This is a genomic window from Streptomyces sp. MMG1533 (genome assembly GCF_001279775.1).
Classification (GTDB): Bacteria; Actinomycetota; Actinomycetes; order Streptomycetales; family Streptomycetaceae; genus Streptomyces.
In genome coordinates this window covers 23273-42684 of sequence record NZ_LGDG01000259.1, presented here as the reverse complement: position 1 = coordinate 42684, position 19412 = coordinate 23273, and the positions used below count along the sequence as shown (strand labels likewise).

The following is a 19412-nucleotide window of genomic DNA, read 5'->3' as shown; positions in this document are numbered from 1 at the left end:
ACGAAGATGCCGACCAGCAGGCCGGACGGCAGCCAAGGCCAGAGGAGTACAGCTCTGTGTGATTGGCCGGATCCTTCTCGTGGACGAGTACCCCTGAACGAGGCCTCCGATCATGGCCCGAGGGGCGGACCTCGGCACACGCCGTCAGGACGCGTGGGGAGGTCCGCCCCTCGGGCGGCTTCGGTGCGGCGACTACTGCGGGGTCATCCGGTCGACCATGTCCGGGTGCTCCTTCAGCCACGCGGCGACCGCTTCCTGCTCCTGCCCCTGGCCGTGCTTGTTGATCTCGGCCTCCAGGCTGCCGAGCTCGTCCTCGCTCATCTTGAAGTTCTTGATCCACTTCGTGAGCTCGGGGTACTGCCCGGGGAACTTCTCGTTGGAGATGGTGCGGATCGTGTTGCCCTCGCCGAAGAGCTTCTTGTCGTCCTTCAGCTTGGTGAGGTCGTACTGGCTGTACGCCCAGTGCGGCGACCACAGGACGACCGCGACGGGCTCCTTCTTGGCGTAGGCGCGCTTGAGCTCGGCCAGCATCGCGGGCGTGGAGCCGTCGACGACCTCGTACTCCTTGTCCAGGCCGTAGCCGGGCAGGACCTTCGTCTTGAGCAGGTTCATCTCACCGGTGCCCGGCTCGATGCCGATGATCTTCCCGTCGAAGAGGTCGGCCTTGCCCTTGAGGTCCTCGTAGGACTTCACGTCCTTGACGTACGAGGGCACGGCGACCTCCAGTGAGGTCGGTTCGTACCAGGTGCCCAGGTCAGCGAGTTTGTCCTTGCTCTTGTCCCAGTAGTTCTTCTGCGCGTACGGCAGCCAGGCGTCGAAGTTGAGATCGAGGTCCCCGGAGGCGAGGCCGGTGTAGACCGGGCCGACGTCCATCTGCTTGAGGTTCAGCTTGTAGCCGCGCCGCTCCAGGACGTTCTTCCACAGGTAGGTGACGGCGATGTCCTCGTCCCAGGGGAACCAGGCCACGTCGATGGGCCGCTTGGCCTCGGCGGGGGTCGAGCCGGAGCCGCTCGCGACCGGGGCCAGCTTGTCGACGACCCCGGGGTTCTTCTTCAGCCAGGCGCGCACGGCGTCCTGCTGCTTGCCCTTGCCCGCCTTGTTGATCTCGGCTTCCAGGCCGGTGAGCTGCTTCTCGTCCATCTTGAAGTTCTTCAGCCACTCACCGACGACCGGGTTCTCGTCCGCGAAGCCCTTGCGGGTGATCGTGTGGACGCCGTCGCCCTTGCCCCAGGCGCCCTTGGGGTCCTTGAGCTTCTTCAGGTCGTAGTCGCTGTACGCCCAGTGCGGGGACCAGAGCGTGACGACGATCGGTTCCTTCTTGCTGTAGGCCCGCTTGAGCTCGGCCAGCATCGCCGGCGTGGAGCTGTCGACGACCTTGTACTCCTTGTCGAGGCCGTACTCCTTGAGGACCTTGCTCTTGAGCAGGCTCATCATGCCGGCGCTGGACTCGATGCCGGTGATCTTCCCGCCGAAGGTGGCGGCCTTGCCCTTGAGGTCCTCCAGGGAGTCGATGCCCTTCATGTAGGAGGGCACGCTCAGCTCCAGGGAGGTCTGGCCGTACCAGGCACCGAGGTCGTCGAGCTTGCTGCCGTACTTCTTCCAGTACTGCTCGTGGGTGGTCGGCAGCCAGGCGTCGGTCTGGAAGTCGACGGTGCCCTGCGCGAGGGAGGTGTAGAGCGGGCCGGCGTCGAACTGCTTGGCGTCCACCTGGAAGCCGCGTTCCTCCAGGATCTCCTTCCACAGGTAGGTGGAGGCGACGCCCTCGTCCCAGGGGATGTAGCCGATGCTGATCTTCTTGCCCTGGCCGACGTCCTTGCTGTCGGCGACGGTGGAGGACCCGCCGTCGCCGCCGAAGATGCCCATGCCGCCCGCCACGAGGGCGAGGACCACGACACCGATCACGGCGACCTGCGGACGGGGCCGGTACGACCAGATCTTCAGGCCCTGTGCGGCCCGCGCCTTGGCGGCGGCACGGCGGCCCAGCGGGGAGACATGGACACCGAGGGCGCTGGTCATGCGGTCGAGGTAGATCGCGAGGATCACGATGGCGACGCCGGCCTCGGAGCCGAGACCGACGTTGAGCTGGCCGATGGCCTCGTTGACGTCGCCGCCGAGCCCGCCGGTGCCGACCATGCCGGCGATGGCGGCCATGGACAGGCCGAGCATGATGACCTGGTTCACGCCGGCCATGACGGTGGGCAGCGCGAGCGGCAGCTGGACGCGCAGCAGTGTGTCGCGCGGTGTGGTGCCGAACGCCTCGGCGGCCTCGACCAGTTCCTTGTCGACCTGACGGATGCCCAGCTCCGTCATGCGCACGCCGGGGGCGAGCGCGAAGATCAGGGTCGCGACGATGCCCGCGGAGGCACCGGTGCCGAAGAACAGGATCGCCGGGATGAGGTAGATCATCGCCGGCAGCGTCTGCATGAAGTCCAGCACCGGCCGGACGAGCCCGCTGACCCGGCTGGAGCGCGCCGCCCAGATGCCCACCGGCACCGATATGACGAGGGCGATGATCGTGGCGACGAGGACCAGCGACAGGGTCACCATCGCGTCCTCCCACAGTTCGAGGGAGTCGATGAAGGCGAATCCCGCGAAGGTGAGGACACCGGCGAGCGTGCCGCGCAGCCAGAAGGCGAGCACGGCGAAGATGCCCGCGAGGATCAGGGGTTCGGGCGCCTGGAGGACGGCGTCGATGCCGTCGTAGGTGCCGGTGAAGACGGTCTTGAGGAAGTCGAAGAGCCAGGCCATGTGGCCGAGCAGCCAGTCGACGGCGTCGTTGACCCAGTCGCCGAGCGGAATCCTAGGCACGGGACACCACCTTGTCCCCGCCCTTGTCCCGCGGGGAGTCGCAGGCCTCGGGAGCGCCCTGCTCGTCGCCGAGGAAGCCGACAAGGCGTTGTCTCGGTACGACGCCCACGAGTTTCCGTTTCGCGTCGAGGACGGCCACGGGGTGCGTCAACCGGGCGCTGATCGCGCAGAGTTCGGTGAACGGCGTGTCGGGCGTCGCGGTCTCGCAGCCGCACCGGCCCTCGTCGCCACGCACGTCCTTGTCCATCACGGCGGACGCGGTCAGGACGCGGGAGCGGTCGACGTCCTCGGTGAAGGAGGCCACGTACTCGTTCTCCGGGCGGATGAGGATGTCCTCCGCCGTGCCGATCTGGACGATACGGCCGTCGCGCATGACGGCGATGCGATCGCCCAGGCGCATGGCCTCGTTGAGGTCGTGGGTGATGAAGACGATCGTCTTCTTCAGGGTCTGCTGGAGCTGGAGGAGCTGGTCCTGCATGTCACGGCGGATCAGCGGGTCGAGCGCGCTGAACGACTCGTCCATGAGCAGCAGGTCGGCGTCGGTGGCCAGGGCGCGGGCCAGGCCCACGCGCTGCTGCATGCCGCCGGACAGTTCGTCGGGCCAGGACTTCTCCCAGCCGGCCAGGCCGCACAGGTCGAGCGCCTCGGCGGCACGCGCCTCGCGCTCGCGGCGGGGCACGCCCTGGACGGACAGGCCGTAGGCGGCGTTCTCCAGGACGCTGCGGTGCGGGAAGAGCGCGAAGTGCTGGAAGACCATGCTGATCTTCTTCGCGCGGACCGTTCGCAGTTCGCGGTCGGAGAGCGCGGTGAGGTCCTGGCCGTCGAAGCGGACGCGGCCCGCGGTCGGCTCCAGGAGGCCGTTGAGCATGCGCAGCAGTGTGGACTTGCCGGAACCGGACAGGCCCATCACCACGAAGATCTGCCCCGGTTCCACGGTGAAGGAGGCGTCGATCACCGCCGCGGTGGCGCCGTCGGCACGCAGTTGGTCCCGGTCCGTCCCCTGCCGGAGCCGTTCGACTGCCTCGTTCGGTCGTCTGCCGAACACCTTGTAGAGCGCTTCGGCCTCAAGTCTGGATGACACACGTACCTCTTGTCTCGACGCCAGGAATGGGAGGCGAAGGGCCACTGACAGTTGAATGCGCAACCGGCATCGCTCCGGAAGCGGCACCTGCCCGGGCCGATGCGGGCCAAACGCGCTGGTGGTCCAGTTCACAGGAGCTTTACGCGCGTGAAGCGCTGCGTCACCGAGGGGTCTCTGTCCGTGCCGTACGGCATGATGCGTGGCGTGACCGGACGACTCATGCTCCTCGACACCGCCTCGCTCTACTTCCGCGCCTATTTCGGCGTGCCGGAGTCCGTGAAGGCCCCGGACGGCACGCCGGTGAACGCCGTGCGCGGGCTCCTGGAATTCATCGACCGCCTGGTGAAGGACCACCGCCCCGACCACCTGGTGGCCTGTATGGACGCCGACTGGCGCCCCCACTGGCGGGTCGAGCTGATCCCCTCCTACAAGGCGCACCGTGTCGCCGAGGAGCACGGGACGGGCCCCGACGAGGAGGAGGTGCCGGACACGCTCTCACCGCAGGTGCCCGTCATCGAGGCCGTTCTGGACGCGCTGGGCATCGCGCGAGTGGGCGTGGCCGAGTACGAGGCGGACGACGTGATCGGCACGTTCACCGCGCGCGCCAAGGGTCCGGTCGACATCGTCACCGGCGACCGGGACCTGTACCAGCTGGTGGACGACGAGCGCGGGGTGCGTGTGCTGTACCCGCTCAAGGGCGTCGGCACGCTGCAGCTGACCGACGAGGCGTGGCTGCGCGGGAAGTACGGGGTCGACGGCAAGGGGTACGCGGATCTCGCGCTGCTGCGCGGCGACCCGAGCGACGGCCTGCCGGGGGTGCCCGGTGTCGGCGAGAAGACGGCGGCGAAGCTGCTCGCCGAGTTCGGCGACCTGGCCGGGATCATCGCCGCGGTCGACGACCCGAAGGCCAAGCTCACGCCGACGCAGCGCAAGCGCCTGGACGAGTCGCGGCCGTATCTGGCGGTGGCGCCGAAGGTCGTCAAGGTCGCGGACGACGTTCCGCTGCCGGAGGTCGAGACGGCGCTGCCCCGGGTCCCGCGCGATCCCGTGACGTTGAACGAGCTGGCGGCCCACTGGGGGTTGGGCGGATCGTTGCAGCGGCTGCTCGCGACGCTCGCCGCGTAGACGTCGTTGCGGGGTTCACGGTCTCCTCAGAGAGACTCATGAGCCTCTCACCCAAGGGGTATTCACTGGGGGGAGATGCTAACTTAGGTAAGCCTAAGCGTAGGGAACAGGGAGGCCGCCATGGCAGAACGACCGGGACGACAGCCGCGGAAGCCCCACTTCGCGCAGGTCGTCCGCACCGAGCGGCTGACCCCGCACATGCAGCGCGTGGTGCTGGGCGGCGAGGGTCTGGCCGACTTCTCGCCGGACACGTCCACCGACCACTACGTGAAGATCCTGTTCCCGGCCGAGGGCGTGACCTACCCCGAGCCCTTCGACATGCAGCGGATCCGTGAGGAGTTCCCGCGCGAGCAGTGGCCCGTCACCCGGACGTACACGGTCCGCTCCTGGGACCCCCAACACCGCGAGCTGACGCTGGACTTCGTGATCCACGGCGACGAGGGACTCGCCGGACCGTGGGCCCTGCGCGCCCAACCGGGTGAGATCGTCCGGTTCATGGGCCCCGGCGGCGCCTACGCCCCGGACCCGACCGCCGATTGGCACCTGCTCGTCGGCGACGAGAGCGCGCTGCCCGCGATCGCCCGCTCCCTGGAGGCACTTCCCGAAGGCGCCCGTGCCCACGCCTTCATCGAGGTCGCCGGCCCCGCGGAGGAGCAGAAGATCGACTCCGACGTGGAGGTCGTCTGGCTGCACCGGGGCGAGGGCCGCATCGGCGACGCGCTGACCGAGGCCGTACGGGCGCTGGAGTTCCCGGAGGGCCGCGTCCACGCGTTCGTGCACGGCGAGGCGCACTTCGTGAAGCAACTGCGCCATCTGCTGCGGGTCGAGCGCGGCGTCGCCCGTGAGGACCTGTCGATCTCCGGCTACTGGCGGCTCGGCCACAACGAGGACGGCTGGCAGGCCTCCAAGCGGGAGTGGAACGCGCGCATCGAGGCGGAGCAGGAGGGGTCGGCGCCCGCCGCGTAGCACGGCCGACCGGAGCGGCGGGACCCTCATGGGTGCCGCCGCTCCGGCGCGTCCGGGGTCGGGAACACGCCGGTCCGTGCACGCGATGTATCGCGACCCATGGGGCTCGGCGAGAACGTGAGCACTTGGGCCCGCACCGGACACTGAGGCGTGACGTGCACGAAACAGCTTCTGCCTAATTTCTGTCGCTCGACAGGAATTCCGCGCCGAAGGCAGGTGCCGCCGTGACGACAACCACCCCTTCCGACGTACGCCCCGACCCACCGCACTCCCCCGACGACCTCTCCCTCACCGAGTTCGGCTACCGCCAGGAACTGCACCGCAGCCTGGGCCGGTACGCGTCCTTCGCCGCCGGGTTCTCCTTCATCTCCGTCCTGACGACCGTCTTCCAGTTCTTCGCCTTCGGGTACGCGTTCGGCGGCCCCGTCTTCTTCTGGACGTGGCCGGCGGTGCTGCTCGGGCAGCTGCTGGTGGCCGCCTGCTTCGCGGAACTGGCCGCCCGTTATCCGATCTCCGGCGCCATCTACCAGTGGTCGTCGCGTCTTTCGAACCGCACCTTCGGCTGGTTCGCCGGCTGGATCATGGTGATCGGGCAGATCGTGGTGGTCGCTGCGGCAGCGCTGGCGCTCCAGCTGGTCCTGCCCGCGATCTGGTCCGGCTTCCAGCTGATCGGCACCGACCCGGCGATCACCTCGGCGGACGGCGCGGCCAACGCGGCCGTCCTCGGTGTGATCCTGCTGGCCCTGACCACGCTGGTGAACATCCTGGACAACCGCGTGATGTCCGTCGTCAACCGCGTCGGCGTCACCGCCGAGATCATCGGCGCGGTCCTGATCGTCGTCCTGCTGCTGACCCACTCCGAGCGCTCCCCCGGCATCACCTTCCACACCGAGGGCGCCGCCCAGTCCGGCCTGTTCGGGGCCCTGCTGGTGGGCTCGTTCGCGGCGGCGTACGTGATGATCGGCTTCGACAGCGCGGGTGAGATGAGCGAGGAGACGCACCATCCGCGGCGCACCGCGCCCCGCACCATCCTCGTCGCGCTCGGCGCGGCCGGTCTGCTCGCCACTCTGATCGTCCTCGGCGGCCTGCTCGCTGCGCCCAGCCTCACCGACGGCCACCTGGCGGTCGACGGCCTGAGCTACGTCCTCACCAGCAGTCTGGGCGACGGCGTCGGCCGCGTCCTGCTGGCCGACGTGGTGGTGGCGATCGCCGTGGCCACCCTGGCGATCCAGACGGCCGCCTGCCGGATGCTGTTCTCCATGGCCCGCGACGGCCGGCTCCCCTTCTCCGGCCGCCTCGCGCGCGTGAACCCGCGTACCGGCATGCCGAGCGCCCCGGCCCTGGTGGTCGGCATCCTCGCAGCAGCCCTGCTGCTGCTCAACTTCGCCTCCCCGGAGGCGTTCCTGGCCATCGGCACCACCTGCATCGTGATGCTGTACCTGGCGTACGCGATGGTCACCGGCCCGCTCCTGGTCCGCCGTCTGCGCGGCGAGTTCACCGTCGAGGGCACCGACGAGACGGGCGCCCGCCTCTTCTCCCTCGGCCGCTGGGGCGTCCCCGTCAACGCCCTCGCCCTCCTGTACGGCCTGTTCATGACCGTGAACCTCGCCTGGCCGCGGGCGGCGGTGTACGACCCGGCGGGCGGTCACTGGTACTTCCAGTGGTTCACCGTCCTGTTCCTCGCCGTGACCGTGGTGATCGGCATGGTCTACCGGGCGTACCGGACCCGTACGGTGGTGACGGAGGCGCCCGAGGCGGTCGCGGTGTAAGAGCTCGGTGACCGGCGTCAACGCCTACGCTTGCCGGTGATGACACGCAACCACCGGATCCCGCCCTCTCCCCTGCCGCAGCGCGAGGGGGTGGATCCGGTGCGGGTGCGGCTGCCCGTCGAGGGGCCGTGGGTCACCGTGCGCGATCACCTGACGGAACGGCTCTCCGGAGCGGGCGCCGGTGTGGTCGACGGGATGTTCGACGCGGGGCGGGTCGTCGGGGCGGACGGACGGGCGGTGGCACCGGACGCGGCGTACGTGCCGGGGATGTTCGTGTGGTTCCACCGGGACCTGCCGGCCGAGGTGCCGGTGCCCTTCCCGATCGAGGTCGTGCACCGGGACGAGCACATCGTCGTCGCCGACAAGCCGCACTTCCTCGCCACGACCCCGCGCGGCAGCCATGTCACCGAGACCGCGCTGGCCCGGCTGCGCCGGGAACTGGACATCCCCGCACTCGGCGCCGCGCACCGTCTCGACCGCCTCACCGCCGGGCTCGTGCTGTTCACCGTTCGGCCCGAGGAACGCGGCGCGTACCAGTCGCTGTTCCGGGACCGGCTGGTGCGCAAGGAGTACGAGGCGGTGGCGCCGTACGATCCCTCGCTCGCCCTGCCCCGGACCGTGCGCAGCCGGATCGTGAAGGAACGCGGGGTGCTGGCCGCGTACGAGGTCGAGGGCGAGCCGAACGCGGTCAGCCGGGTCGAGCTGGCCGAGGACCGCGGTACCGGCCTGGGCCGGTACCGGCTCACTCCCGCCACCGGTCAGACCCACCAGCTTCGGGTCCACATGAACTCCCTCGGCGTGCCCGTCCTCGGCGACCCGCTCTACCCGGTGGTGACCGACCCCGTGCCGGCCGGTGACTTCCGGCGTCCGCTGCAACTGCTGGCGCGGAGCCTGGAGTTCACCGATCCGGTCACAGGGGTGGCGCACCGGTTCCGGAGTCCGAGAACTCTCGAGGCCTGGGCCTCCTACGACGAGTGGGCCGGTCAGTAACCGCGCCACCAGCGCAGCAAGCGCCGCCAGGCGCCCATCGGGCGGGCCGGTTCGGGCGGCGCCGTCGTGGGCATGGCTTGCGGCGGGGCCGCGGGCGGCTGGGGTGCCGACACGGCCGCGGGGGCCTGCTCCGGCGGGTGGGTGCCGACCTGCCAGGCGGACCGCTGCGACGGAACCGCGGCGTGGCCGGGCTTCTCCCTCACGTCCTGCTGCGGCCTCGGGGCGAACCGGACCGGCAGTTCCACCAGGTGGCGTGAGGCGATCGACTCCGCCCAGCTCAACTCGTCCTCGTCGCAGTCGAGTTCGACGTCCGGCAGCCGCATCAGCAGGGCGTCGACGCCGGTGTCGGCGATGGCACGGCCGATGTCCTGGCCGGGGCACTCGTGCGGCCCGCCGCCGAAGGCGAGGTGCGAGCGGTTGCCCTGCATGTTGGCGGCCAGGTCGGGACGTACCCGCGGGTCGATGTTGCCCGGTGCGATACCGAGGAGCAGTCCGTCGCCCTTGCGGATGCGCTGGCCGCCCAACTCCGTGTCCTGCTTGGCGAAGTAGGCGAAGACCGAGCTGAACGGCGGCTCGTCCCACAGGGACTGCTCGACCGCCTCCGGCACCGTCATCTGCCCGCCGCTGAGCTGGGCGCGGAAGCGCGGGTCGGTGATGACCATGCGCAGCACGTTGGACAGGAGGTTGACCGTGGCCTCGTAGGCGGCGAAGAGCACCAGGCGCAGGTGCTCCCTGACCTCGACGTCGGTCAGCCGTGCCGGGTGGGTGATGAGGTGGCTGGTGAAGTCCTCCTCGGGCTGTACGCGGCGCCGGGCGGTGAGCCGGCTCAGCGCGTCCATGACGTACCCATGGCTGGCGATCGCGGTCTCGGTGCCCTTGAGCGCGTCGCGGGCCGCCAGCACGAGCCGGTCGCTGTACTCGTCGGGCATGCCGAGGATCTCGCACATCACGGCCATCGGGAGGTGCTCGGCGAACTCGCTGACGAGGTCGGCCGTGCCCTCCTCGCAGAAGCGGTTGACGAGACGCTGGGTGTGGCGGTTGATGTGGCGGCGAACGCCCCGGTGGTCGATGGTCGACATGGCGCCGGTGACCGCGCCGCGCAGCCTGAGGTGATCGTCGCCCTCGGCGTGCGAGGCGATGGGCTGCCAGGCGATGTGCGGCATGAGCGGGTGGTCGGGCTTGACCATGCCCTCCTGGAGCGGGGTCCAGATGCGGCTGTCCCGGCAGAACTGCGAGGGCGTGCGCACCATGTGCAGGTTCTCGGTGTGACCGAGCACCGCCCACATCGGAACGTCGTCGTGCAGCAGCACGGGCGCCACCGGGCCGTGCTCGTCCCGGAGTTGCTCGTACAGGAAGCCGAGGTCCTCCGCCTCGGGGCCGTAGAGCCGGTGCAGTCCGCCGGGTCCGCGGCCGTGGGCGGGGCAGCCGGGCGGCGGGCCGGGGGAGGGGTCCGTACCGGTCAGGGAGTGGGATTCAGGCGTCACAGTGGTCGCTCCGAAGTGGATCCGGTGTCCGTGTCTGTCTGCGGGACTGCGTCTGACTGGGGTGTCTGCGTCCGGGGCCGGGGAGTCCCGGCGGGCGCGCGGTCATCGTCGTAGTGCGCCCGCCATCGCGAGGGAGTGCAGGAAACGCATGAGGGTCATCAGCGTGTCCCGGCTGGAGGCGCGGCGGCGCGCGTCGCACTCGATGATGGGGATGTCCTCGCTCAGGTCGAGCGCCGTGCGCAGCTCCTCGACGGCGTAACGGGGCGCGTCGGGAAAGGAGTTGACGGCCACCACGAAGGGCACGCCGCGCTCCTCCAGGCGTCCCATGACGTCGAAGCTGACCTCGAGGCGACGGGTGTCGATCAGCACGACCGCGCCGAGCGCGCCCTCGAACAGGCCGTTCCAGAGGAACCAGAAGCGTTCCTGGCCGGGGGTGCCGAAGAGGTACAGCACCAGCTGGTCGGTGATGCTGATGCGGCCGAAGTCCATCGCCACGGTGGTGGCCGTCTTGGTGTCGGAGCCGTAGTTGTCGTCGACGCCGACGCCGGCCTGCGTCATGGTCTCCTCGGTGGTCAGCGGTTTGATCTCGCTGACCGATCCGACCATGGTGGTCTTGCCGACCCCGAAGCCGCCGACGATGACGATCTTCACGGCGGCCTGGGCGCTGTGCGGGAGTTGGTCCTCTGTTCGTGGACCCGTGATGGTGTCAGAGTTTTTGAAGTCCATGCATCACCGCTTCGAGGAGGGAACGGTCGGCCAGCGCCTGACGGATGACCGGGGCGCGTGCCGTCACCAGTTCGGCCGTCAGCAGCTCGGTGAGCAGGACGGTCACCACGCTGAACGGCAGACTGAGGTAGGCCGACAGCTCGGCCACGGACAGGGGTGCCGTGCACAGCCGGAGCAGCGCCGCCTGCTCGGGCGTGGCGGAGCGCGGTGGGTCGGCGCGCGCCACGATCAACGTGACCAGGTCGAGCTCGATGCGCTCGACGCCGTCCGGTCCTGTGATCACGTACAGCCGCTCGGGGTTCTTCTTCTGCCCCTCCGGCGGTTCCTGCGCCTCCTGCGGGAGGTGCGGATCCGGTTCTGGCTCGAGGAATCGCCGCTGGCGTTGCGGAGGCGTCATACGGTCTGGCCGTTGCGCCTGGGCGGACTGGTGAGGTGCGCGCCGATGCGGATGACAAGGTCGCTCATGCGGGAGCTCATGAAGCCGGGTTCGGCGCGCACGTCGGAGAGCACCGCGAGATAGGCGTTGGGGCCCGCGGCCATCAGGTAGAAGTACCCGCCCTTGATCTCGATGAGGACCATCTTCATCTCGCCCTCGCTGCCCGGGATCTCCTGGGCGACGGCGGTCGCCAGGCTCTGCAGGCCCGCGCAGGCCGCGGCGACGCGGTCGGCGGTGTCCGGGTCTCCCCCGTGCCGGGCGATGCGCAGGCCGTCGGCGGAGAGCACCACGATCATCTGAATGCCCGGAACGCCTTTGGCGAGGTCCTGGAGCATCCAGTCGAAGTTGCCTCGCTGCTGGATCACTTGAGGTTCCCCTCGTCGTCGGCCTCGACGCGGGCCGGTTCGTTGGTCGGCTGGGTGAATGCGGTGGGGTCCGGGCGCTTGAGTCCGTCGAAGAACGCCTGGACCCACAGGCCCGGTGGGGGTTCGGGCGCCTTCTCGGGCTCGGGCTCGGGTTCGGGCCGGGACGTGGACCAGATGGTCGGCCGGCCCTCCCGTTCCGCCTGTTCGATGGCAGCCTGTTCGGCGTAGCGCTGGGTGAGCGAGGTCTTGACCCGGCTGCGGCGCTGCGGCAGTCCGTTGGCGGTCCACTCGGTGACCTCGGGGACGTCGTCCTCGCGGGAGAGCGCGGCCGTGACCTTGGGGCTGGTCGGGCGGCGCTTCTTGATCGTGCGCTTGGGTCCCGGGAGGGCGCCGAGGTCCAGCTGGGGCACGGCGGTGGCGCCGATGCCGTGGGCGAGTCCGACGCCGGGCTCGGAGGTGAGCATGTCGCTCGGCACGACGAGGATCGCGCGGACCCCGCCGTAGGCGGAGGCGCGCAGCGAGACCTGCATGTCGTACGTCTTGCAGAGCCGGCCGACGACGGCGAGGCCCAGGCGCGGCGACTCGCCGAGGTCCTGGAAGTCGACGCCCGCCTTGGCACGCTCCAGCATGCCCTCGGCCCGGGCGCGGCTCTCCTCGCTGAGGCTGACGCCGGAGTCCTCAATCTCGATGGCGACGCCGGTCTGCACCTCGGTGGCGGTGACGTGGACCTTGGTCTGCGGTGGGGAGTACCGGGTGGCGTTGTCGAGGAGTTCGGCCGCGGCGTGGATGACGGGCTCCACGGCGGTGCCCTTGACGTTGACCTTGGCGATCGAGGACAGGTCGATGCGCCCGTACTCCAGGATCCGGGACATGGCGCCGCGCAGCACGCTGTACAGCGCGACCGGCTCGGGCCACTGACGGCCGGGGCGGCCGCCGCCGAGGACGGAGATGGAGTCGGCGAGCCGCCCGATCAGCGCGGTGCCGTGGTCGATGCGCAGCAGGTCGTCGAAGACCTCGGGGTTGCGGCCGTGGTCCTCCTCCATCTCGCGCAGTTCACTGGCCTGCTGGTGGACGATCGCCTGGACGCGGCGGGCGATGTTCACGAAGGAGCGCTGCGTGGAGTCGCGCAGGACTTCTTCCTGGTCGACGATCTTGAGCACCGTCATGATCAACGACACCTGCGCTTCGGGGAGTTCACGCCAGGCGGGGTCGATGTCGCCGAGGTGGCGAATCACCTCTCCGGGCGTACTTCCGCGGCGGAGTCGGTCCAGCGCGGCCGGCGCGATCTCCTTGGCGAGGCGGGTCATCTCCTGGTCGTGGGCGGCGATCCGCCGTTCCAGATACGCGGTGTGACGGACGTGGTCCGTGCGCAGGTCTCGTAGTTCGCGGCGGCGCCGCACCGATTCGGCCGCCGTCGCGATCACCAGCAGCGTGGCGACGGCTCCGCACCAGCCGACGGCCGCCCGGGCCGGCTCCGTCACCACGGCGACGGCGGCCCCGGTCACCGCGGCCATCAGTATGGCGGGCAGCAACAGCACGCGCGCGTAGGGAAGTTCACGGCGACCTGGAGGAGATTGAACACTCACCATGTGGGCCCTCTGAAACAAATCGGCTGGGGTTCGGGGGAGCTTGCAGGGGGGTATGTCATGGATCTGTCGGGATCTTCGGCATTTTCGGGAACAAGCGCACGAATACATCTCAACTCGGTGGGCTGCGGGCGAGCTTAGTCCGACCGGATCATCGCCATGTCATATTCAGCAAGCACCTGAAACGGGGTCGCGGAGGGGAGTACCCTCGGCCCCATTTGCACGCAGCGGCTTCACTCGCACACGGTGCGTAGCGGCGCTCGGGCATACGAAAACACTCACCGTGACGAGTGAAGTGCCCCTCCAGGGAGCGGCGCGAAAAGCTTCAGACGCCCGCGATGCGCAGAACGGCGTCCGCCGTCGCCTCCGCGAACGCCGACACGGGCCGCTCGGGATCGGAGCGGTGGACGAGGATGACACCCTCGATCAGCCCGAAGACGAGGTCCGTCCGCAGGTCGAGCTCACTCTTGACGAGCGCTCCGCCCGCCTCGGTGGCGGCGAGCAACTGCCGATAGGCGTCTTTGAGTTCGGCACGCACGGCATGGAAGCCGGCGAACCGCTCGGCGCGCACCTCGGGCAGCAGGTAGAGGACACCGAGGTTGTGCGGTCCGCCGCACAGCACCTCCACGTCCGCACGGCACAGCTCCCACAGCCGGTCCCCGGCCGGGGTGGCGTCGTCGGCAAGGAGTTCCCGGGCATACGCCAGCGAGGGTGTGACCGTGGACTCCAGGAGCTCGGCGAGCAGCTCCTCCTTGCCGGAGACGTAGTGGTACATGGACGCCTGCCGCATACCCGCGCGCTCGGCGACGACCCGGGTGGAGGTGGCCGCGTAGCCGAGGGTCGTGAACAGCTCCGCGGCGGCCGCGAGCAGTTCCTCGCGCGGTTCGAGACCGCTGTCCGGCCGCTGTGCGGCCCGCGGCCTGCCGACCCGTCGACTCCGGTCTGCACCTGCTGTCCCCATGCGTTCGATCCTCGCACACCCCCACCCGCGGCGATCTTCGTGAGGGCCCGGTAACCGAGCGGCAACGCCGGGGCAACGCCTGCGACCCGCCCCACGCCTAATTTCTGTCGAGCGACAGAAATAGCCACCAGCAGGACGACGACACACCGGAGCCGGAGGACCCGCGATGGCGACAGCGACCACGTACGGAGCCCGCGCCCATGCCCGCGCCCAGGAGGGCACGCGCACCGAGGCCATGCCCGTCGTACCGGCCGGCACCTGGCCGAACCCGCCCTGCGAGGCGGGCCACCTGGTGTGGGCCGAGACGGTGGCGGGCGGCAACTACACGCACCGGGTACTGGCCCGCGGCACCGAACTGCGCCTGACCGATGCGCACGGCGACGCCTGCGCACACCTGCTGCTGTTCGTGGCCGACCGGCCCTGGGAGCGGCTCAACGTGGCCGACACGGTGAAGGTCCAGTGGAACGCCTACCTGGGCGAGGGCCAACTGCTTCTGTCCGACCAGGGCCGGGTGCTCGCCACGGTCGTCGCCGACACCTCCGGCCGGCACGACGCCCTGTGCGGCACCTCCACCCTCGCCCGCAACACCGGGCGGTACGGCGACGGCGCCCCGCAGAGCCCCTCCCCGGCAGGGCGCGAGCTGTTCAAGCTGGCCGCCGCCAAGAACGGCCTGGAGCCCCGCGACCTGCCGCCGTCGCTCTCCTTCTTCCAGGGCGTGGAGGTCCGCGAGGACGGCGTCCTGGACTTCACCGGCGCGGCCGGTCCCGGCAGCAGCGTGACGCTGCGCGCCGAGCAGGACGTGACGGTCCTGATCGCCAACGTCCCGCACCCGGCCGACCCGCGCGCCGAGTACGTCAGCACCCCGCTGGAGGTGCTCGCCTGGCGCGCCGAGGCCACCGGGCCCGCGGACCCGCTGTGGAACGCCACGCCCGAGGGCCGCCGCGCCTTCCTCAACACCGCCGAGTTCCTTGCCGCGAGGGGGATCGCATGAGCACGAAGACCGTGGTTCCGGCCCGGGCGGCCTGGTCGTCCGTGATCCGCGCCGGAGAGACACTCACCATCACCGACCTGCACGGCAACCAGGCCGTCGACTTCCTCGTCTACGACGCCCAGGACACGTCGGTCCGCTACAGCGCGCCCGACACGATCCACGCGCAGGGGAACATCTTCCTCACCACGGGCAGTGTGCTGATGTCGAACGAGTACACCCCCCTCATGACGGTGGTCGCGGACGACGTGGGCCGCCACGACACGGTCGGCGGCGCCTGCTCCAAGGAGTCGAACACCCTGAGGTACGGCCACCACACCTGGTCGCAGCACGCCTGCGTGGACAACTTCCTCGCCGAGGGCGCGCGGCACGGACTCGGCAAGCGGGACCTGGTCTCCAACATCAACTGGTACATGAACGTGCCCGTCGAGAAGGACGGCACCCTCGGCATCGTCGACGGCCTGTCCTCTCCGGGCCTGAAGCTGACCCTGCGCGCCGAGCGTGACGTTCTCGTCCTCGTCTCCAACTGCCCCCAGATCAACAACCCGTGCAACGGCTTCGAGCCGACGGCGGTGGAGATGACCATCACCGAGGCGGCCACCGCATGACCTTCGACACCCTCCTCGTCGCCAACCGGGGCGAGATAGCGGTCCGGATCATCCGTACGGCCCGCGAACTCGGCCTGCGCACGGTCGCGGTGTACTCCGACCCGGACCGCTCCGCCCCGCACGTCCGGCTCGCCGACGAGGCGGTGCGGCTCGGCCCGGCGCCCGCGAAGCAGTCGTACCTCGACGCCGACCTGGTGCTGAAGGCTGCCAAGGACACCGGCGCGGGCGCGATCCACCCCGGCTACGGCTTCCTGTCCGAGGACGCGGCCTTCGCACGCCGCTGCGAGGACGCCGGGATCGTGTTCGTGGGCCCGACGCCCGAGCAACTGGAGCTGTTCGGCGCGAAGCACACCGCCCGGGCGGCGGCGGAGGCGGCCGGGGTGCCGCTGGCGCCGGGCACGGGGCTGCTGGCGTCGCTCGACGAAGCGCTCGCCCAGGCATCTCTGATCGGCTATCCCGTCATGCTCAAGGCCACCGGCGGTGGCGGCGGTATCGGTATGTCGGCATGTCGCCGCGCCGAGGAACTCACCGACGCCTGGGAGCGCGTGCAGCGCGTCGCCGCCGCCTCCTTCTCCTTGGCCGGCGTCTTCCTGGAGCGCCTGGTCGAGCGCGCCCGCCATGTCGAGGTGCAGGTCTTCGGCGACGGCGCCGGCAGGGTCGTCACCTTCGGCGACCGCGACTGCTCGTTGCAGCGCCGCAACCAGAAGGTGGTGGAGGAGGCCCCGGCACCGGGACTGCCGGACCAGGTGCGGGACCGACTTGCCTCAAACGCACGCGACTTGTGCGCCTCCGTCGGCTACCGCTCCGCCGGAACCGTCGAGTTCGTCTACGACGCCGCCCGCGAGGAGGCGTATTTCCTGGAGGTCAACACGCGCCTCCAGGTGGAGCACCCGGTCACCGAGGAGATCTACGGCGTCGACCTGATCGCCTGGATGCTCCGTCTGGCGCGCGGCGAGCAGGACGTCGTCCGCGACCCGGGCACACCGCGCGGCCACGCCGTCGAGGCCCGCGTCTACGCCGAGGACCCCTCGCGCGAACACCGGCCCAGCGCGGGCCTGTTGACGCGGGTCGAGTTCCCGCCGGGCGTACGCGTCGACGGCTGGGTCGAGACCGGCACCGAGGTCACGACGTCCTACGACCCGATGCTCGCGAAGGTCATCGCGTACGGCCCCGACCGGGCGCACGCGCTGCAGCGACTGGACGAGGCGCTGTCCCGCACCCGAGTCGACGGCATCGAGACGAACCTGGGCCTGGTGCGGGCGGCGCTCGCCGACCGGGACTTCTCGAAGGCCGCGCACTCCACCGCGACGCTCGCCTCCGTGAGCGATCCGACTCCGCGCATCGAGGTCGTCTCCGGCGGCACCCTCACCACCGTGCAGGACTGGCCGGGCCGCACCGGCTACTGGCAGGTCGGCGTACCCCCGTGCGGGCCGATGGACGATCTGTCCTTCCGGCTCGGCAACCGGTCCCTGGGCAATGAAGAGAGTGCTCCCGGGCTCGAATGCACCCTCCAGGGACCGTCGCTGAGGTTCACGCACCCCACGACCGTGTGTGTGACGGGCGCGCCCGCCGCCGTCACCGTGGACGGCGCCCCGGTCGCGCAGTGGGAGCCGGTGACGGTGCCCGCAGGGGCCGTACTGGAGATCGGCGCGCCCACCGAGCACGGCCTGCGGACGTACGTGCTGTTCGCCGGGGGCCTCGATGTCCCCGCCTTCCTCGGCAGCGCGAGCACCTTCACCCTGGGCCGGTTCGGCGGGCACGGCGGGCGGACGCTGCGCACGGGGGACGTCCTGCACGGCGGGACGGTCGTCACAGGCATGCCGGTGTGTCACGAAGACCGCCCCGACTTCGCTGCCGTGTGGCACGTCCAGGCCGTCGAAGGCCCGCACGCCGCACCGGAGTTCTTCACCGAGGACGACATCCACGACTTCTACGCCGCCGACTGGAAGGTCCACTTCAACTCGGCCCGCACGGGCGTCCGCCTGGTCGGCCCGAAGCCCCGCTGGGCGCGCACGGACGGCGGTGAGGCGGGTCTGCACCCGTCCAACATCCACGACACTCCGTACTCCGTGGGTGCCGTCGACTACACGGGCGACATGCCGGTGCTGCTCGGCCCGGACGGCCCGTCGCTGGGCGGGTTCGTGTGCCCGGCGACGGTGATCAGCGCCGAGCGCTGGAAACTGGGCCAGCTGCGCCCGGGCGACACGGTGCGGTTCATGCCGGTGGACGTGGACGGCTCGCCCCGCGAAGCCATCGTGGACGGCGGCATCCTCGCCCGGGACGGCGATGTGACGTACCGCCGCAGCGGTGACGACAACCTGCTGGTCGAGTTCGGCCCGATGCAGCTGGACCTCGCCCTGCGCATGCGTGTCCACGCGCTGATGGAGGCGGTGGCCGAGCAGGGCCCGGAGGGGATCACCGACCTCACGCCGGGCATCCGCTCCCTCCAGATCCAGACCGACCCGCGCCGCCTGCCGCACCACGAACTCCTCGCCACCGTAAGGGAGATCACCACCTCCCTCCCACCGAGCGACCAACTGGTGGTCCCCTCCCGCACGGTCCACCTCCCCCTCTCCTGGGACGACCCGGCGACCCGCGAGGCGATCGCCCGCTACATGGCGGGCGTCCGCGACGACGCGCCCTGGTGCCCGTGGAACATCGAGTTCATCCGCCGGGTCAACGGCCTGGATTCGGTGGCGGACGTGTACGACACCGTCTTCGACGCGGAGTACCTCGTCCTCGGCCTCGGCGACGTGTACCTGGGCGCCCCCGTGGCCACGCCCCTCGACCCCCGCCACCGCCTGGTGACGACCAAGTACAACCCGGCACGCACCTGGACGGCCGAGAACTCGGTCGGCATCGGCGGCGCGTACCTGTGCATCTACGGCATGGAGGGCCCCGGCGGCTACCAGTTCGTGGGGCGTACGACCCAGGTGTGGTCGGGCTGGCAGCAGCGCGGTGCGTTCGAGCCGGGCTCGCCCTGGCTGCTGCGCTTCTTCGACCGCATCAAGTGGTATCCGGTGGACGCCGGCGAACTCCTCGACCTGCGCGCCGACATCGCCTCCGGCCGCTTCGTGCCGCGCATCGAGGAGGGCACCTTCTCGCTGGCCGAGTATCAGGCCTTCCTGGCCGCGAACGCCGAGTCGATCGCCGAGTTCAGGTCCCGCCAGCAGACGGCGTTCTCTGCGGAGCGGGACGCGTGGGAGGCGGCGGGCGAGTTCACGCGGGCGGAGGCGGCAGCCGCGCCGGCCGCTCCCCCGGCGGAGGTGACCGTCCCGGCGGGAGGCCGTCTGATCGAGGCCGAATTCGCCGCGTCGGTATGGCAGTTGAACGTCGAACCCGGCGACGAGGTGACGGCCGGACAGCCGCTGCTCGCCCTGGAGGCGATGAAGATGGAGTCCAGGGTGCAGGCACCGATGGACGGCGTGGTCGCGCAGATCCTGGCCAGGCCCGGTGACCAGGTGGAGGCGGGGACGGCGCTGGTCGTCCTGGCCCCTGCCGCACAGTGAAAGAGGAACG

The 19412-nt window shown here is 70.3% G+C and carries 15 protein-coding genes; 7 read left to right on the top strand and 8 right to left on the bottom strand.

Features of this window, described 5'->3' with window-relative positions; all coding sequences use genetic code 11:
* Positions 1-192: 192 nt before the first annotated feature.
* Together ADK57_RS38285 and ADK57_RS38280 are read right to left on the bottom strand one after the other, a co-directional pair.
* A complete protein-coding gene (locus ADK57_RS38285) occupies positions 193-2808 on the bottom strand; it encodes an ABC transporter permease/substrate binding protein (RefSeq protein WP_053754308.1) in 2616 nt (871 codons plus the stop codon).
* Positions 2801-3889: a quaternary amine ABC transporter ATP-binding protein gene (locus ADK57_RS38280; protein WP_053754307.1), complete on the bottom strand. Its 1089-nt coding sequence runs from the start codon at positions 3887-3889 to the stop codon at positions 2801-2803. Before ADK57_RS38280 ends, ADK57_RS38285 begins: the two co-directional genes overlap by 8 nt.
* 195 nt (positions 3890-4084) lie before the next feature.
* Between ADK57_RS38280 and ADK57_RS38275 the strand changes: the two genes are divergently transcribed.
* From ADK57_RS38275 to ADK57_RS38260, 4 genes are all read left to right on the top strand, one after another.
* Positions 4085-5014 (top strand): 5'-3' exonuclease, encoded by a 930-nt coding sequence (locus ADK57_RS38275; protein WP_234390533.1) that lies wholly within the window; start codon positions 4085-4087, stop codon positions 5012-5014.
* Positions 5015-5134: 120 nt separating this feature from the next.
* Positions 5135-5980, top strand: a complete 846-nt coding sequence (locus ADK57_RS38270) for a siderophore-interacting protein (RefSeq protein ID WP_053754306.1) — start codon at positions 5135-5137, stop codon at positions 5978-5980.
* Between the two features lie 224 nt (positions 5981-6204).
* Positions 6205-7749, top strand: coding sequence for an amino acid permease (locus ADK57_RS38265; RefSeq protein ID WP_053754305.1), 1545 nt, complete (start codon positions 6205-6207; stop codon positions 7747-7749).
* 39 nt (positions 7750-7788) lie between these two features.
* The gene (locus tag ADK57_RS38260; RefSeq protein WP_053754304.1) at positions 7789-8739 is read left to right on the top strand and encodes an RluA family pseudouridine synthase; all 951 of its coding nucleotides are present in this window, start codon (positions 7789-7791) and stop codon (positions 8737-8739) included.
* On the opposite strand, the gene ADK57_RS38255 is transcribed toward ADK57_RS38260, so the two are convergent.
* From ADK57_RS38255 to ADK57_RS38230, 6 genes are all read right to left on the bottom strand, one after another.
* A complete protein-coding gene (locus ADK57_RS38255) occupies positions 8733-10223 on the bottom strand; it encodes a cytochrome P450 (RefSeq protein WP_053754303.1) in 1491 nt (496 codons plus the stop codon). The genes ADK57_RS38260 and ADK57_RS38255 overlap by 7 nt on opposite strands.
* A gap of 102 nt (positions 10224-10325) precedes the next feature.
* Complete coding sequence (locus ADK57_RS38250) at positions 10326-10949, bottom strand: GTP-binding protein (protein WP_053754302.1); 624 nt, start codon at positions 10947-10949, stop codon at positions 10326-10328.
* Entirely contained in the window at positions 10930-11346 is a 417-nt protein-coding gene (locus ADK57_RS38245; RefSeq protein WP_053754301.1) for a DUF742 domain-containing protein, read from the bottom strand. Before ADK57_RS38245 ends, ADK57_RS38250 begins: the two co-directional genes overlap by 20 nt.
* Positions 11343-11750: a roadblock/LC7 domain-containing protein gene (locus tag ADK57_RS38240; RefSeq protein ID WP_053754300.1), complete on the bottom strand. Its 408-nt coding sequence runs from the start codon at positions 11748-11750 to the stop codon at positions 11343-11345. The genes ADK57_RS38245 and ADK57_RS38240 overlap by 4 nt, the downstream gene beginning before the upstream one ends.
* Entirely contained in the window at positions 11747-13339 is a 1593-nt protein-coding gene (locus tag ADK57_RS38235) for a sensor histidine kinase (protein WP_199830773.1), read from the bottom strand. Before ADK57_RS38235 ends, ADK57_RS38240 begins: the two co-directional genes overlap by 4 nt.
* Positions 13340-13661: 322 nt before the next feature.
* Complete coding sequence (locus ADK57_RS38230; protein WP_053754298.1) at positions 13662-14297, bottom strand: TetR/AcrR family transcriptional regulator; 636 nt, start codon at positions 14295-14297, stop codon at positions 13662-13664.
* Between the two features lie 166 nt (positions 14298-14463).
* Between ADK57_RS38230 and ADK57_RS38225 the strand changes: the two genes are divergently transcribed.
* Genes ADK57_RS38225 through ADK57_RS38215 form a run of 3 tightly spaced genes read left to right on the top strand, consistent with a single transcriptional unit; the run spans position 14464 to position 19402 of the window.
* Positions 14464-15288 (top strand): urea amidolyase associated protein UAAP1, encoded by an 825-nt coding sequence (locus tag ADK57_RS38225; protein WP_053754297.1) that lies wholly within the window; start codon positions 14464-14466, stop codon positions 15286-15288.
* A complete protein-coding gene (locus tag ADK57_RS38220) occupies positions 15285-15893 on the top strand; it encodes an urea amidolyase associated protein UAAP2 (protein ID WP_053754296.1) in 609 nt (202 codons plus the stop codon). The genes ADK57_RS38225 and ADK57_RS38220 overlap by 4 nt, the downstream gene beginning before the upstream one ends.
* Complete coding sequence (locus ADK57_RS38215; protein WP_053754295.1) at positions 15890-19402, top strand: 5-oxoprolinase/urea amidolyase family protein; 3513 nt, start codon at positions 15890-15892, stop codon at positions 19400-19402. Before ADK57_RS38220 ends, ADK57_RS38215 begins: the two co-directional genes overlap by 4 nt.
* The last annotated feature ends 10 nt before the right edge of the window (positions 19403-19412 follow it).

Excerpts from the sequence above, each read along its gene's own strand:
- ADK57_RS38220 (WP_053754296.1), top strand. The coding sequence starts at position 15,285 with ATGAGCACGAAGACCGTGGTTCCGGCCCGGGCGGCCTGGTCGTCCGTG.
- ADK57_RS38260 (WP_053754304.1), top strand. The coding sequence starts at position 7,789 with ATGACACGCAACCACCGGATCCCGCCCTCTCCCCTGCCGCAGCGCGAG.
- ADK57_RS38225 (WP_053754297.1), top strand. The coding sequence starts at position 14,464 with ATGGCGACAGCGACCACGTACGGAGCCCGCGCCCATGCCCGCGCCCAG.
- ADK57_RS38245 (WP_053754301.1), bottom strand. The coding sequence starts at position 11,346 with ATGACGCCTCCGCAACGCCAGCGGCGATTCCTCGAGCCAGAACCGGAT.
- ADK57_RS38235 (WP_199830773.1), bottom strand. The coding sequence starts at position 13,339 with ATGGTGAGTGTTCAATCTCCTCCAGGTCGCCGTGAACTTCCCTACGCG.
- ADK57_RS38230 (WP_053754298.1), bottom strand. The coding sequence starts at position 14,297 with ATGGGGACAGCAGGTGCAGACCGGAGTCGACGGGTCGGCAGGCCGCGG.
- ADK57_RS38250 (WP_053754302.1), bottom strand. The coding sequence starts at position 10,949 with ATGGACTTCAAAAACTCTGACACCATCACGGGTCCACGAACAGAGGAC.
- ADK57_RS38275 (WP_234390533.1), top strand. The coding sequence starts at position 4,085 with ATGCGTGGCGTGACCGGACGACTCATGCTCCTCGACACCGCCTCGCTC.
- ADK57_RS38270 (WP_053754306.1), top strand. The coding sequence starts at position 5,135 with ATGGCAGAACGACCGGGACGACAGCCGCGGAAGCCCCACTTCGCGCAG.
- ADK57_RS38215 (WP_053754295.1), top strand. The coding sequence starts at position 15,890 with ATGACCTTCGACACCCTCCTCGTCGCCAACCGGGGCGAGATAGCGGTC.